Origin of the sequence: Amycolatopsis alba DSM 44262 (genome assembly GCF_000384215.1) — a bacterium.
Taxonomy (GTDB): Bacteria; Actinomycetota; Actinomycetes; order Mycobacteriales; family Pseudonocardiaceae; genus Amycolatopsis; species Amycolatopsis alba.
The window spans coordinates 2906910-2921861 of sequence record NZ_KB913032.1; the positions used below are offsets into that span (position 1 = coordinate 2906910).

The following is a 14952-nucleotide window of genomic DNA, read 5'->3' on the forward strand; positions in this document are numbered from 1 at the left end:
TCTTCCGTTTCGCTCAATCCGAGGGGTTGTCTTCACCCCTGGCGTGGCGACCGCGCCGGAATCCGCCTTGCAGGCTGGTCATCCGTTCACGGACCGCTTCGGGGGAAAGTGAGAGTATCGGCCTCTCCCCTCGCGGCTTCTCCGGCCTGTCGTCCTGTGACCGGGCTTCGGGCACGACGGCGGGCAGGAAGGGCCAGGTTTCCTCGGCCCCGTCCTCCTGTTCCAGCTCGGCGGACGTCGGCCAAGCGGGTTCCGGTGTCTCTTCTTTCGCTGCCGGGGGCTCCACCGGCTTCAGCGCCGGTTCGGTCGGCTCATCCGGATCCTGCGCGAGTTCCGCGTTCTCCGCCGAAGCTTCAGCCGTCTTCACCGGCTCGAACGACGGCAAGGAAGGCGGGCCTGGCTCGGTGGGCGAAGGTCCTTCGCGCGGGCCGCCGTGGTCGAACCACTGCGAAAGCACGCTCTGGTACTTGGGCATCCGCTCGGTCGGCGAGTCCAGCTCCAGATGGTTGGCCGCGTCGTCGTCCGCCGACGGCCATTCCGGCTGGGTCTCCCGTTCGACGACGGGCGCGCGCCGCAGCGGCCCCGGATCCAGCACGGGCGCGAACCGCGACTCCCCTTCGCTCTCCTCCGGTTCGGGCAGCGGCGGGACTTCCAGCGGCGGTTCGGGTTCCGGCTCGGGGGCCGCGGCGACGGGCGGGGGTTCCGGCATCGGCGCGGGCCGAGGCGCTTCGACGATGAGCCCGGCGGGCACGACGACCACGGCGGTGATCCCGCCGCCGTCGGCGGACCGCAGGCGGACGTCGATGCGGTGCCGGACGGCCAGCGTCGCGACCACGAACAGGCCCATCCGCCGCGAGACCTCGACGTCGACGTCCGGCGGGTTCGCCAGCCGCGTGTTGGTCCGGTCGATCTCCGCCTGCGGCATCCCGGCGCCGTGGTCGGTGATCTCGATCTGCCATTCGCCGCGGTCGGTCTCGTGCCCCTCGACCTGCACCATCGTGCTCTGATCCGAATAGCGGGTCGCGTTCTCCAGCAGTTCGGACACCACGTGCACGAGATCGTTGACGGCTTCGCCGCGTACCGCGATCCGCGGCGCCGCACCGAGTTCGATGCGCTGGTAGTGCTCGACCTCCGACAGCGCGGCGCCGACGATCTCGTCGGCGACGACGGCGCCACCGTCCTCGCGGACGACGTCGGTTCCGGACAGCACCAGCAGGTTCTCGCTGTTGCGCCGCATCCGCGTCGCGAGGTGGTCGAGCTCGAAGAGCCCGGCGAGCGTGTCGGGATCCTGTTCGTCGGCCTCCATGCGGTCCAGCACGGAAAGCTGGCGCTCGACGAGATCCTGGCTCCGCTGCGACAGGTTCACGAACATCGCGTTGATGTTCTCCCGCAGCATGGCCTGTTCGCCGGCGAGCCGGACGGCCTCGCCGTGCACCGCGTCGAACGCCCGCGCCACCTGGCCGAGTTCCTCACGGCTGAACACCGGGACCGGCGCGACGGCCAGCCGCCGCCGCAGGTTCTCCGGCTGCGGCTCGGGATCGCTGAGGAGGCCTTCGACGGCGGCCGGGAGCTGGTGTTCGGCGACCTGGAGCGCGCTGCGGCGCAGGATCCGCAACGGCCGCAACAGCGAACGCGCGATGATCACCGACAGCACCCCGGCGACGACCAGCACGGCGAGCACGATGCCGCCGTCCCAGATCGCGGACGTTCTCGCTTGTGCCGCAAGGGTGTCCGTACGTTCCTGCAGCTGCACGAGCAGCGCCTGCTGCACCTGATGGGCCAGATTGACCGTGTACGTGGCCGAGGTGTCCCACTGGTTCGGGTCCAGCCCGCCGAGCCCCTGGTTGTTCTCGGCGCGGATGAGCGCCGACTCGACCATGTCGTTGCCGATGTCGACGATCAGGCCGATCACCGTGTCGTCGTACATCCGCTGCTGTTCGGGCGTCGCGAAGGTGCGGTAGTCGTTGCGGGCGGCGGCGAGTTCGGCCTCCGCGCCGAGCAGCGCGCGGGTCCGGTCGCGGTTGAGGCCGCCCTGGGCGAGCGCGGCCGCCATGATCGCGCGCTTGACCGACATCTGGTCCTTGATCCGCGCGAGCGCGTTGCCCGCGAGCCGGAGCTTCCCCAGATCCGGGTCGGATACGTCGGCGGCGGTGGAGTCACTGATGTCGAGCAGGCCGGAGATCAGTTCGCTGTAGGAGCGCAGCACCGCGTCGGCGGGAAAAGCCGAGTGTTCCGCGGAAAACCGGAGTCCGGTCAGCACGCGCAGACGGTCACTGGTCAGCTGGAGACTGGTCGCGGCCTTGTCACCGAGCCTGCTCTTGCTCTCGCCGAGCGTGCGGTCGAACGTGCCGATGGCCTCGTCGACGCGTTTGCGCTGCTCGGTCAGTTCGGAGACGTCGCCCTTGCGATCGCCGGCGACGAACCGGACGGTGAGGTCCCGTTCGCGCTGGAGCTGATGGACGGCCTCGGCGACGGTGCTGTCGACCCGGCCGCGGGTGGCGAATTCGGCCAGCTGCCGCGCATCCCGCAGATCCGAGTCGACCCGGAGCCCGACGAGGGCGACCACCGCGAGCGCGGGAATCAGGAGTACGACGAAGAGTTTGGTACGCAGGTGCCAGTTCCGCAGCCGCCAGCGTCCACCGACGCGAGGGTGCCGTTCCGCCGCGTCGCCCCCACGGGGACGCTTGTCGCGACGGGCCACCTGGTTTCCTTTTCCCACCACGGGACCCTTTCCCATGGCTGATATCGGGGACGAGAGCCCGAACCTACTGTAGAGTAACAAGGTTCGAGAACGATCGAAAGCCGCGCAATCCGGCGTCTCCCGCACGCGATCGTATGGGGCCCGGACCATACGATCCAGAAGGAGGAGCACATTCTCTCGGTAGGTGAGCGGTGACGAAGATGCGCGTCTTGGCGATTCCGCTGGTAGCGGCTCTGCTGGCGACGGCCGGTTGCGGAGTGTTTTCCGACGGTGACGCAAGCAGCGACGCGCCACTCGAACGGACGGAACTTCGCATCGGCGTCGGGAGCCCCCTCGACACGGCGCCCTTGAGGGTCGCCGTCGCCGAGGGGAAGTTCACCGCCGCCGGTCTCGCCGTGACCCTCGTCGATGTTCCCGCCGACCAGGCGATCGGCAAACTTTCCGCAGGGGAGATCGACCTGGCGTTCGCCAGCGACGTCTCCATCTTCCGCGCCGCCGCGGCCGGGACGGCGTTGCAACTACAGGGCGAGGCGTACACCGCCGGCCGCAACACCATGGCGCTCGTCACACTCCCCGGCTCCGAGTACTCCGAGCCGACGCTCAAGAAGTCGCCGAAGATCGCGGTGAACATGCTCGACGACGTCGGCGTGCTCGTGGCCCGTTCGGTCCTCGGCACCGCGGGGGTGGACGTGAACAAGATTCAGTTCAAGCAGAACCCGTTCGACCGGATGCCGCAGGCGCTCCAGGCGGGCGAAGTCGACGCCGCGTGGATGGTCGAGCCGTACATCACCAGGGCCGAGAAGGAACTCGGCGCGAGCATCCTCGCCGACGGCGCCCGCGGCGCGACGCTCGACTTCCCGATGTCGTCCTATGTCTCGACCGGGGCCTTCGGCCAGGGCAACGCCCGCGCGCTCGCGGTGTTCCGGAAAGTGCTCGGGGAAGCCCAGGTGCGGGCCGCCGACTCGGCCACCGTCCGCGACGCGCTGCCGTCGTTCTCCGACATCGACCGGACCACGGCGTCCCTGATCTCGCTCGGGACCTACCCGGTCTCCCTCAACGGCATCCGGCTGCAGCGGGTCGCCGACCTGATGCACAACTCCGGCATGATCGGCGCCCGGCTCGACGTCCAGTCGATGGTGCCGCGCTCTTAGATATTCTCGCCGGTCGGCCTCAGGCACACCGTGCGCTCGGGCGGCCCGGTGTAGTGCAGCGAGGTGTCGTCCGACGAACAGGCGCTCTCCGACGATCCCCTCATCACGACCGCCTTGGCCTCGGCGCTGATGTCGGAGCAGCGAACCTTCGCGATCCGCGTCTCGTGCACGACGTCACGCAGGCAATCCCCGGTCTCGACGTTCAGCGCGAGGCAGAGCGTCTTTTCGGCCTTCTTGCTCGACTTGCTGCCGTACAGCTCGAACTGGACGTAATCCGAACCGCGGCACTCCGACGAGCCCGTGCGCACCTCGTCGATGCGGAAGGTCGCGCGGGACGACGTGCAGCTGGCGGTCGTGTAACTCTGCGCGCCACCCGCCTCGTCGGTCAGGTACAGGCATTTGCCCGCCTCGACCGTGGCGAACTTGCCCGACTGCGAGATCCCCCAGGCGACCAGGCTCCCCACCCCCAGCGCGACGACGACGCCGAAGACGATGGACACCTTGACGAGCACGCTGATCGGCGGCGGCTTCGGGAACGGCGTCGACATCCCGGTGTCCGTCATCGCGGGCAGCGGCGCGGGCGCACTGAACGGGTCGTACTCGGGCATGCCGCCGGTCGGTGTAGTCGTCAAAGTCCCCTCCTCCTCACCTGACACACATCCTTCCACCAGCGGTGCCGCGGCGGGAGCCGGTGTGGCCGGAACGTATAAAGGAGGATGTGACCGATGGCCCGCTGATCGTCCAGTCCGACAAGACCGTCCTGCTCGAGGTCGACAACAGCCAGGCCGACGACGCGCGGATCGCCATCGCGCCGTTCGCCGAGCTGGAACGCGCGCCCGAGCACGTCCACACCTACCGGATCACGCCGCTGGCGTTGTGGAACGCCCGTGCGGCAGGCCACGACGCGGAACAGGTCGTCGACGCGCTGACGACGTACTCGCGGTTCCCCGTGCCCCAGCCGCTGCTCATCGACATCGTGGACACGATGGGCCGGTTCGGGCGGCTGCAGATCGCCAACCATCCGGCGCACGGCCTGGTCATGTCGACCATCGACCGCGCGGTGCTGGAAGAGATCCTCCGGCACAAGAAGATCAGCCCGATGCTGGGCGCGCGTATCGACGAAGACACCGTCATCGTGCACCCGTCCGAACGCGGACGGCTCAAGCAGGCGCTGTTGAAGGTCGGCTGGCCCGCGGAGGACCTCGCCGGCTACGTCGACGGCGAGGCGCACCCGATCGACCTCGCGGAGACCGACTGGGAGCTGCGCGACTACCAGCGCAAGGCCGCGGAGGCGTTCTGGGCGGGCGGGTCCGGCGTCGTCGTCCTGCCGTGCGGTGCGGGCAAGACCCTGGTCGGCGCGGCGGCCATGGCGCACGCGAAGGCGACGACGCTGATCCTGGTGACGAACACCGTCGCCGGACGGCAGTGGAAGCGCGAGCTCATCGCGCGGACGTCGCTCACCGAGGAGGAGATCGGCGAGTACTCCGGCGAGAAGAAGGAAATCCGGCCGGTCACCATCGCGACCTATCAGGTGGTCACGCGCAAGACCAAGGGCGAGTACAAGCACCTGGACCTGTTCGACTCGCGGGACTGGGGCCTGGTCGTCTACGACGAGGTCCACCTGCTGCCCGCGCCGGTGTTCCGGATGACCGCGGACCTGCAGTCGCGACGGCGACTGGGACTGACGGCGACCCTGGTGCGCGAGGACGGGCGCGAAGGCGACGTGTTCTCCCTGATCGGCCCGAAGCGGTACGACGTCCCGTGGCGCGACATCGAGGCGCAGGGCTGGATCGCGCCTGCCGAGTGCACCGAGGTCCGGGTGACGCTCACGGACGCCGAGAGGCTCGCGTACGCGACGGCCGAGGCCGAGGAGCGGTACAAGCTGGCGGCGACCGCGGACACCAAGACCAAGGTGATCAAATCGCTGGTGGACCGGCATCCGGGCGAGCCGACCCTGGTCATCGGGGCCTACCTCGACCAGCTGGAGATGATCGGCGACGAACTGGACGCGCCGGTGATCCAGGGCGCGACGCGGAACAAGGAGCGCGAGGAACTGTTCGACGCGTTCCGGCGCGGTGAGATCAGGACGCTGGTCGTTTCGAAGGTCGCCAACTTCTCGATCGACCTGCCGGAGGCCTCGGTCGCGATCCAGATCTCGGGAACGTTCGGCTCGCGGCAGGAAGAGGCCCAGCGGCTCGGACGGCTGTTGCGCCCCAAGGGCGACGGGCGGCAGGCGCACTTCTACTCGGTCGTCTCGCGGGACACCGTCGACACGGAGTACGCGGCACACCGGCAGCGGTTCCTGGCCGAACAGGGCTACGCGTACCGGATCGTGGACGCGGACGACCTGCTGCGCCCCATGTGACCCCACACGTTCAGTCCTCTGGATGCGGTCTTTGCATCGCTTGGGGTGGTCGTGAGTGGCGATTCGGCTTGGAGCCAACCGGTACTTGCCTACCTGCTGTCGGGCTCGACGGTGAAGGATTTGGGACGTTGAACGTCCTGATTCCTTCACCGTCACGGGCTCACGCCGGTCTCGGTTCTTGATCAACGGAGGATCCGGGACACTCACCGTCCCCATTCCTCCGTTGATCAAGGTGGTGCCGGTCATGTCCTGGGGGCAGATGGCGTGACGACGGCCTGAATCCTCCACACTCGACCACCAGTCGCACCAGTAGGTAGGTAAATCCGAGTCCGTCAGAACTCGAATCGCCACTCACGACCCACTTGACCTGTGCGATACCCCGACGACCATGTCGCGAAAGCCACTTTCGGGACATCAGACGTCGCGAAAGTGGCTTTCGCGACGTGTCGGCGCCTTCACCTCGGCGAGCGCAGGTCCGTGGAGGCCTTCACGGACCTGCAAAACGCCACCAAGTGGTGCCCCTGTGACGTCAGGGGCACCTGAGGCACCGACCCGAAATCCCGCGGACGGGGTATCGAAAACTGTCGGTGCTTCGAACTAGTGTTCGGGTAGAGTTGACCGAACACCAGTTCGAGGGGAAGCCGATGACGATCGCACCGTTCCGTCCGGGTACGCCGCCCGTCCAGACCCTGCCGCCCGGCCGGTGGCACGGCCGGATCTGGGTTTCGGATCTGCCTTTGGCCAGGCCGGAGCGCTATACCGGCTGCGTCGCCGAGTTCGACCGGTCCGGGCTGTGGCCGGTGCTGATCCCGCACGACCAGCGGTTCGCGGCCAACGGCGAGGACTGGATCGACGACCGCGGCAGGCTCGCCCCCGCCGACCACCGGATCTCCTCGGCGGACCCTGGCGAGGTGCTGGCCCGCTGGTGGGACACGTCTTGCTGCGACGGCGCCTGCCTGCGCCCGTTCGGGGCGAAGTTCCCCGGCCTCGCGCGCCGCCCGGTGCGCCGGGCGGATCCGCTGGCCGAGGCGGGCAACACCGGGTCGATTCTGGCCGCGCGCGGGCAGCACCGGCTCGCGCTGGTGCAGACCGAGCGGCCCGCCGACATCCCGGCGATCCTCGGCTGGACGGGCATGATCAAGGCGACCGACCAGGTCCATGAGCTGTCCGCGGTCCTGCGCAGCTGGGAAGACCGCTTCGGCGCGACCCTGACGGTGCTGGGCTTCGACTCGATGGAGCTGTCGGTGGCCGCGCCGCCGCGCACCCAAGGCCGCGCGCTCACGGTCGCCGCCGAGCACCGTTCGTTCTGCCTCCCCGCGTTCGCGGGCCAGCCGGGCAATCTGCGCGAGTTCGCCGCCGGCCTGGTCCAGACCCGCCGGTGGCGGTTCTCGTGGGCGTGAATCCAGCCGAGGGAAGGTGGTGACCCCGTCGCGAAAATCCCGGCTTGAACGGCGCACGCTGCACAGTCAGCGCACAGTGAGCGGTGTCCTGTTAAGTGGTACGCGAGGTCACGGGCGTACTCGCGTGCTGCGATCTGGGGGTCGGCACGCCGGGCGCCCGTGCCTCGCTCACACCTGTTCGGCTTTGACCGCTTCGCCGACGAGCGACGCGAGCTTCGTCCGGACGTCCTCGGCGTCCGGATGCGCGAGCTCGGTCAGCACCCGCACCGAACGCAGCCAACACTCGCGTGCCGACGAGGGATCGCCGAACCGCAGATGGATTCCGCCGAGCTGGGCCAGCACGTCGGCCGCTTCGTAGAGCTCGCCGTGGGCGAAGAACATCTCGACAGCCCGCTTCATACAGGCGATGCCTTCGTCGTGGCGGCCGAGCCCGACCAGCGCGGTTCCCTTGGTGTGCAGGGTGAAGCGGGCTTCGTCGGGCAGCGCGTGCGCCTCCAGGGCCAGTGCCTGGTCGGCGAAGTCGAGCGCCTGCTCGAAGCGGCCGGCCTGGGTGCAGATGTCGCCGAGCGCCTGCAAAGCGCTGGCCTCCATACCGGAGCCGACGTTGGACTCGCGGATGAGCCGCAACGCGCGCGTCCCGTACTCCCAGCCCGTATCGGGGTCCTGGCTGGCCAGCGTGAGGTTGTAGAGGGCACGTGCTTCTCCCTGCCGGTCCCCGACCTGCCGCTGCAGTTCGACGACCTGCTTCAGGTAGACGATGCTGTCCTCGTACTGGCGGGCGACTCCACAGGCCACGCCGAGCCCGCTGAGGATGGCGGCCTCGCCGGAGCGGTCCCCCAGGTCGCGGGCGGCGCGGAGCGCCATGCCGAACACCGAACGCCAGTCCTCCAGCCGGGCCCGCACGATGAAGTACGACTGCAGCAGCCACGCCAGTTGCCAGCACTCCCGGTACCGCCGCTCCCGGTACGCGACGTTCACCGCGGCGATGAGGTTTCCCGCCTCCTCGTCGAACCAGTCCAGCGCCTGTTCGTAGTGCCCGAACTTCAGCCCCGCGCCGTCGAACCGCTCCGGCTCGACGAGCCGGTAGTGCCGGTCCGAACGCAGGAGCCTCGACGCGTTCAGCGCGGACGCCAGTGACGCGTGGAGCAGCCTGTCCAGCACTTCCGTCCGCGCCTCGGGCCCGTCGATTTTCGCCGAGAGTTCGGCCGCGTACGCGCGGATCAGGTCGTGGAACTGGTACCGGCCGAGCCTCGACCGCGCGATCAGGTGCGCGGAGGCCAGTTTCGCCAGGTCGGCGTGGGCTTCCGCGATGTCGACCCCGCCCACCGCCGCGGCCGCGGGCACACTGAAGTCGCCGCCGGTCGGCAGGCCGAGCAGCCGCAACATCCGCGCGGCCCGTTCGTCGAGCGCCCGGTACGAATACGAGAAGACGGCCCGGATGTTCGTCTCGTCGCCGTCGGCGAGGTCGAACGAGCCCAGCCTGTCCTGTTCGGCTTCCAGCAGCCGGACGAACTCCCGTAGCGGCAGGTCCGGGAACTGTGCCGCGCGCACCGCGAGGATCCGGATGGCCAGCGGCAGCCCGCCGCAGTACCGGACGAACCGTTCGGTGGCCTCGGGGTCCTCGGCGACCCTGTCCAGCCCGATCGTGGAGGCGACGAGGGCGATCGCGTCCTCGTGCGGTAGTTCCTCCAGCGCGACGCGCCGCGCGCCGTGGGTCGCCACGAGCGCCTGCAACTGCCAGCGGCTGGTCACCAGCACCAGGCAACCGGGTCCGGGCAGCAGCGGCCGGATCTGCTCGGTGCTCGCGGCGTTGTCGAGCAGGATCAGCATCCGGCGTCCGGCGCTGTAGCTGCGCCAGGTGGCCGCGCGGCCGTCGACGTCGGCGGGGATCCGGTCGGCGGGGACGCCGACGGAAACGAGCATGGTCTCGAGCGCGGTGGCGGCCTCGACAGACTCCCCCGGACCGTATCCGCGCAGGTTGAGGTACACCTGACCGCCGGGGAAGCGTTCTCCGACCTCGTGCGCGAAATGGACGGCGAGCGTCGTCTTGCCGATACCGCCCATCCCCTCGATCGACGCGATGGACGTCGACCGCTCGGTGTCCAGGGCTTCCGGGACGAGTCCGTGCAGCGCCTTGAGATCGCGCTGACGGCCGGAGAACACGCGGAGATCCGCCGGGAGCTGACGTGGGATCAGCGGTTCGGCGCCGAGCCGGTACCGCGTCAGCCCGGAGTCCAATGTGGTCTCGATGGACTCTTCACCGGTCAGGATCGCCTGGTGTGCCCGCTGCAACGACGCGCCGGGATCGAGGCCGAGTTCTTCGGCGAGCACCGCGCCGATGCGGCGGTAGACGTTCAGCGCCTCGGCCTGCCTGCCCGAACGGTAGAGCGCGATCATCAGCTGCTCGTGCAGCCGCTCCCGCAGCGGGTTCTCGCGGCACAGCCTGGTCAGCTCGGGAACGACGGTGGCGTGATCGCCGAGCGCGATGAGCGCGTCCGCCCACTGCTCACGGACGCGCAGCCGCTCTTCGCCCAGCTGATCGGCTTCGTCCCGAAGCAGCGCTTCGGAGTGGACGTTCTGCAGCGCCGGGCCACGCCATTCGGACAGCGCGGCGGCGAACCGATCGGCGGCCTGCCGCAGGTCGCCGTCCGCCGCGGACTCCGCCCCCGCCGCGGCGAGCGCGCGGAACCGGGCCAGGTCGAGCAGGCTCTCGTCGAGTTCGAGCAGGTAGCCGCCGCGTTCGGTGCGGATGGTGACCTCGTCGCCGAGCGCGCGGCGGACCCGCAGGACGTAGGTCTGCAGGGCGCCCTTGGACCGCCGCCGGTCATCCGGCCACAGCCAGCGGGCCAGCTCCTCGACCGGCACCACCGTGTTCGCGCGCAGCAACAGGCCTGCCAGCACGATGAGCGGCCTGCTGCCGCCCAAGGGCACCGGCAGCCCGTCGGCTGTGACCTCGGTGGGGCCCAGCACGCGAAAGTCGAGTGCCACGCCGCTCATTCTGTCCGCAATCGGGTGAAACGGCACGTGATTCCGCCGGTGGCATGATCGACGTCGATGGACGTCTACGCGATCCCCCTGCGCACACGGTTCCGCGGCATCACGGTCCGTGAAGGACTGCTGATCCGCGGCGAAGCGGGCTGGGGCGAATTCTGCCCGTTCTCCGACTACTCGGACGCCGAAAGCGCGCCGTGGCTCGCGTCCGCGCTGGAGGCGACCGAACGCGGGTGGCCGTCGCCGGTGCGGGACAGCGTCGAGGTGAACGCGACCGTCCCGGTGGTCTCCCCGGAGAAGGCGTACGAACTCGTGTCCGCGTCGGGCTGTCGCACGGCGAAGGTCAAGGTCGCCGACCCGCGGGTGAGCCTCGCCGAGGACTGCGCGCGGGTGGAGGCGGTGCGGGCCGCGCTGGGCCCGCGCGGCGCGGTTCGCGTCGACGCGAACATGGCCTGGGACGTCGACACCGCGGTCAAGGCGATCGGCGAACTCGACCGCGCGGCGGGCGGGCTCGAATACGTCGAGCAGCCGTGTCCGTCGATCGAAGAACTGGCCGACGTCCGGCGCCGGGTCGGGGTGCGGATCGCCGCGGACGAATCGATCCGCCGCGCCGAAGACCCGCTCAAGGTGGCCGTGGCGGGAGCGGCCGACATCGCCGTGCTGAAGGTCGCGCCGCTGGGCGGGGTCCGGCGCGCGCTGGAAGTCGCCGAAGCCTGCGGGCTGCCGTGCGTGGTGTCCTCCGCCGTCGAGACGAGCATCGGGCTCGCCGCCGGACTGGCGCTCGCGGGCGCGCTGCCCACTTTGGACTACGCCTGCGGTCTGGGCACGATGTCCTTGCTGACGGGGGATGTCTGCGAAGCTTCACTGTCCCCTGTGGACGGACGACTGCCGGTGCCGCGCCAGGCCCCCGCCCCCGGTCTGTTCGCCGCGCACGCCGCCGCTCCTGACGTCCGGGCCGCTTGGGAGGCCCGCTTCACCCGCGTCCGCGCGCACCTCCGGACGCTGTGAACGGTCCGTTCACAGCGTCCGGGAGGGATCAGCCGCAGTGTTCCAGCGGGGATTCGTAGCTGGACGAACCCGCCGAGCCGCCCCACTTGACGCACTTCGCGCCCGCGGCCGCGCTCACCGGGCCCGCGTAGTACTCGAAGCTGCCGGAATCGGTCTTCCTGGCCGCGCCTTCCACTTCGAGGAAGGCCGAGACCGCGCTGGCCGTGCCGACCGAGGCGGACTTGATGGTGGTGACACAGTTGTTCTTGCTCGTGCCGTTGTACAACAGGTACGTGGTCGCGGCGCTGCCGAGCGCCTGCGAGTCGATCACCTTGTAGCCGTCGCCGCACACCTCGATGGCGTCGTACGGGTTGGGGTTCCCGGTGCCGCCGCAGGTGTTCTTGGAGGTCACGTTGGCGTTGGGGTAGCCGAACTTCACGCCGTTGAAGTACGCGGGCTTGATGTTGCTCGGCCATGACGAGTCGTTGGTGCGGACCTCGTAGTGCAGGTGCGGGCTGATGTTGTTGCCCGGCTTGGAGGTGTTGCCGACCTCGCCGATCTTCTGCCCCTGCGCGACCTGCGCGCCGAGCGCGACCGAGCGGACCTTCAGATGCGCGTAGTAGGTCGACCATCCCCCACCGTGGTCGATCTTCACCAGGTTGCCGAACCCGTTGGTCGAACCCTGGTGCGCCGAGATGACGACCTTGCCCGCGGCCGCCGCGACGACGGTGTCGCCGAGGTCCGCGTCCGCGGAACCGCCGCGGTTGAAGTCGATTTCGTAGGCCTTGTGCGCGCTGCTGTTGTCGTTGTCGCCGTTCCACACCTGGTTGCAGGGGAACGGGAGCTGGAAGTTGGGACGCGGCCCGACGGCGGCTTCGGCCGACGTCGCGGTGATCGCCAGCCCGGCCATGCCCAGCAAGGCGGTGGCGGCCGCGGTGACCACTCGTCTGAGTCTCATCGGAATGTCCTTTCTCGGCGTTTCGCGAGAAGCGTCCCGAAAGGGCATACAAGTGAGATACAAACAGCCGCGGGCCCTCCCGGCCGAGGGGTCCAGGAGGGCCCGCGGCTCAGCCGACCCGTTCGATGACGGCGCGGCGGATCAGGAACTTCCCTGGCTCCCGGACCTGCTCGAAGGCCGCGTTGTTCAGCAGCGCGCAACTACCGGAAGCACCGGTGACCTCGACGGTCGTGGACTTGTCGTTGTCCAGGTTCGTCACCTTCAGCTTGGTGCCCGCGGGGAACTCGCTGCTGGACGCGGCGGGTGCTCCGCTTTCGCCGGACAGCGTCACCGTGGAGCCCTCGCAGACGACCTCGCCAGCTCCGGCGTCGACGGCTTTCTCCTCGGCCATGCCTTCGGCCTGCTTCCCCTCATCGGCCTGCACGTCCCCGATGCATCCGGCGGCCTGACGGCGTTGCTCGATGAGGTCGACGACGGCCTGCCGGTTCGCGATCCGCGCCTCGGACAGCGCGTCCGGATCCGCTCGCTGCCCCGCGATGAAGGTGAGGTTGTTCCGGAGGGCGGTGTCCAGTCCCTGGCAGCTTTCCGCGGCCTGCCCGTCCGGAGTGCTGATCGCGAACATCGCCGCGGCGATGGCGGCCACCCCGAGAACGGACGCGACACCGATCGTCGCGCGCTTGCGGTGTTTCCCGGCGCTGTTCATCATCCGTGTTTCCTCCGGTCTGGTTCCTCCTCACCCACATCCGGTGATACGGCCGGATGACGGAAGTGGTTCAAACCGATTTTCAGCCGAGCCACGGTTTCGCGATGCGCGCGTAGGTGCCGTCGTTCAGCGCGAGATGCAGCCACTGGTCGGCCCATTCCTTGAACACGACGTCGCGGGGCAGGAGGTACGCCTTCTCCGAGAAGGTGAACGGCCGGTCGGGATGCACCGCGCACAGTCGCGGGTTCTGCTTTGCCTGCCAACGGGTTTCGGTCGCGTCGGTGATCATCAGATCGGCGCGGCCCGCCAGGATCTCGGCGAAGATCGTGGTGTTGTCCGGATGCCGCACGATGGTCGCGCGGTCGAGGTTGGCGTCGGCGAACTGTTCGTTGGTACCGCCCGGATTCACGATCGCCCGCACCCCCGGCTGATCGATCTCCGCCAGCGTCTGGAAGCGCTTTTTGTTCTCGCACAAGGTGATCGGGGTCTTGCCGTCGCGAAGGTAGGGAACGGTGTAGAAACCCTTCTTCGCCCGGTCCAGGGTCACCGACACCCCGCCCATCACCAGATCGCATTTCCGCCCGACGTCGTCGGCGATCGCCTTCCATGTGGTCTGGACCAGTTGGAGCCGGACACCGAGCCTCGACGCGAGATCGCCCGCGAGGTCGATGTCGATCCCGCTCCACCCGCCTGCGGCGTCGCGATGGGTGAACGGGCGATAGTCCCCCGTCGAGCACACGCGGAGCTCGCCGCGCGCCTGGACGACGTCGAGCCTGCTCTGCGCGCCATGGCCTTCGGGCGCGGCACCGGCCGTGCCGATTCCCAGCACGGTCAGCACCGCGACCCCGAACGTGAGCGCTTTCGCCTTGATCGTCATCAAGGCATCTTCCACGCCCTCAGGTAGGCCTGCACGAGCCAAGCGTCGGCCCATTCCGTGTCCGGCGCCTCCGGCAGCGGCGAGGATCCGCGCACCAGCTCTTCGAGCTGTCGCTCGAGGGACTCGGCCGCTTCCAGCGCTTCCTCGCGGGTTTTCTTGCCCTGCCTCAGATCGCGGAGCCAGCTCAGCCACGGCTCGGGAACGGGCAGCGTGATCCGCCCGGTCTCCAGCAGCTCCACGCCCTGCACGCCGAGGCGCACCATGTGCATGGCGAACTTCGTGTCGAAGCCGTACTTCTCGATCAGCTCCGGCCGCCCGTCCTTGCCCCGCAGCCCGAGCATCCGCTCGCGCTGTGCGCGGGAATAGCCGAGGAACCGCAGGCCCGCGACGCGCGAGACGATCTGGTGCGCGTTCTCGCGCAGTTCGGCGCCGAGCTCGTCGATCGCCACGATCTCGGACTCCGGCGCGAACAGCGGCAGCAGGACGGTCGGGTTCCCGTTGAGGACGAGACGCATCCACTTGCGCAGCGAGTAGACGATCAAGTCGAGGTCGCCGGGACCGGATCGGACGCCTTCGGGCTGCGAGCGGAAGATGTACTGCTCGAACCGCTTCAGGCCGATCACGTGGTCCGGCGGCTCGATGCAGATGCCGAGTTCGTCCCGGTCGTCCTGGCCGAGCACGGCGGTGCCGTGCAGCCCGGACCCGACCTGGCAGCGCAGGATCGTGCCCTGCTCGGCGATGGCGGCGAATTCGGGGCTGTCGTGTTTCACACGGGAAGTTGTACCCGCGGCGACGCCGGGAGGGCATCCGGTTTTCGGG

General features: G+C 69.2%; 11 protein-coding genes. 4 read left to right on the forward strand and 7 right to left on the reverse strand.

Features of this window, described 5'->3' with window-relative positions; genetic code table 11:
• Positions 1-13: 13 nt before the first annotated feature.
• Positions 14-2701, reverse strand: coding sequence for a sensor histidine kinase (locus AMYAL_RS0113655; RefSeq protein WP_020631869.1), 2688 nt, complete (start codon positions 2699-2701; stop codon positions 14-16).
• Positions 2702-2892: 191 nt separating this feature from the next.
• Here AMYAL_RS0113655 and AMYAL_RS0113660 point away from each other — a divergent pair, with 191 nt between their 5' ends.
• Entirely contained in the window at positions 2893-3852 is a 960-nt protein-coding gene (locus tag AMYAL_RS0113660) for an ABC transporter substrate-binding protein (protein WP_020631870.1), read from the forward strand.
• Here AMYAL_RS0113660 and AMYAL_RS0113665 read toward each other — a convergent pair.
• Positions 3849-4484, reverse strand: a complete 636-nt coding sequence (locus AMYAL_RS0113665; protein ID WP_026467047.1) for an LppU/SCO3897 family protein — start codon at positions 4482-4484, stop codon at positions 3849-3851. The two genes, AMYAL_RS0113660 and AMYAL_RS0113665, sit on opposite strands and share 4 nt — an antisense overlap.
• An 86-nt stretch (positions 4485-4570) precedes the next feature.
• Between AMYAL_RS0113665 and AMYAL_RS0113670 the strand changes: the two genes are divergently transcribed.
• On the forward strand, positions 4571-6217 hold the full coding sequence (locus tag AMYAL_RS0113670; protein ID WP_020631872.1) for a DNA repair helicase XPB: 1647 nt from the start codon (positions 4571-4573) through the stop codon (positions 6215-6217).
• Positions 6218-6861: 644 nt separating this feature from the next.
• Positions 6862-7617: a DUF4253 domain-containing protein gene (locus tag AMYAL_RS0113675; RefSeq protein ID WP_026467048.1), complete on the forward strand. Its 756-nt coding sequence runs from the start codon at positions 6862-6864 to the stop codon at positions 7615-7617.
• Positions 7618-7785: 168 nt separating this feature from the next.
• Here AMYAL_RS0113675 and AMYAL_RS0113680 read toward each other — a convergent pair whose 3' ends face one another.
• Positions 7786-10614, reverse strand: coding sequence for an AfsR/SARP family transcriptional regulator (locus AMYAL_RS0113680; RefSeq protein ID WP_020631874.1), 2829 nt, complete (start codon positions 10612-10614; stop codon positions 7786-7788).
• Positions 10615-10671: 57 nt separating this feature from the next.
• Here AMYAL_RS0113680 and AMYAL_RS0113685 point away from each other — a divergent pair, with 57 nt between their 5' ends.
• Entirely contained in the window at positions 10672-11616 is a 945-nt protein-coding gene (locus AMYAL_RS0113685; RefSeq protein WP_020631875.1) for an o-succinylbenzoate synthase, read from the forward strand.
• 28 nt (positions 11617-11644) lie between these two features.
• On the opposite strand, the gene AMYAL_RS0113690 is transcribed toward AMYAL_RS0113685, so the two are convergent.
• The 4 genes from AMYAL_RS0113690 to AMYAL_RS0113705 all read right to left on the reverse strand — a co-directional run bounded on the left by AMYAL_RS0113690 (position 11645) and on the right by AMYAL_RS0113705 (position 14903).
• Positions 11645-12553: a M23 family metallopeptidase gene (locus tag AMYAL_RS0113690; protein WP_026467049.1), complete on the reverse strand. Its 909-nt coding sequence runs from the start codon at positions 12551-12553 to the stop codon at positions 11645-11647.
• Positions 12554-12662: 109 nt separating this feature from the next.
• On the reverse strand, positions 12663-13259 hold the full coding sequence (locus tag AMYAL_RS0113695) for an RlpA-like double-psi beta-barrel domain-containing protein (RefSeq protein WP_020631877.1): 597 nt from the start codon (positions 13257-13259) through the stop codon (positions 12663-12665).
• A 79-nt stretch (positions 13260-13338) separates the two neighbouring features.
• Positions 13339-14133, reverse strand: coding sequence for a transporter substrate-binding domain-containing protein (locus AMYAL_RS0113700; RefSeq protein ID WP_020631878.1), 795 nt, complete (start codon positions 14131-14133; stop codon positions 13339-13341).
• A complete protein-coding gene (locus AMYAL_RS0113705) occupies positions 14133-14903 on the reverse strand; it encodes a nucleotidyltransferase domain-containing protein (protein ID WP_020631879.1) in 771 nt (256 codons plus the stop codon). Before AMYAL_RS0113705 ends, AMYAL_RS0113700 begins: the two co-directional genes overlap by 1 nt.
• Positions 14904-14952 lie beyond the last annotated feature (49 nt).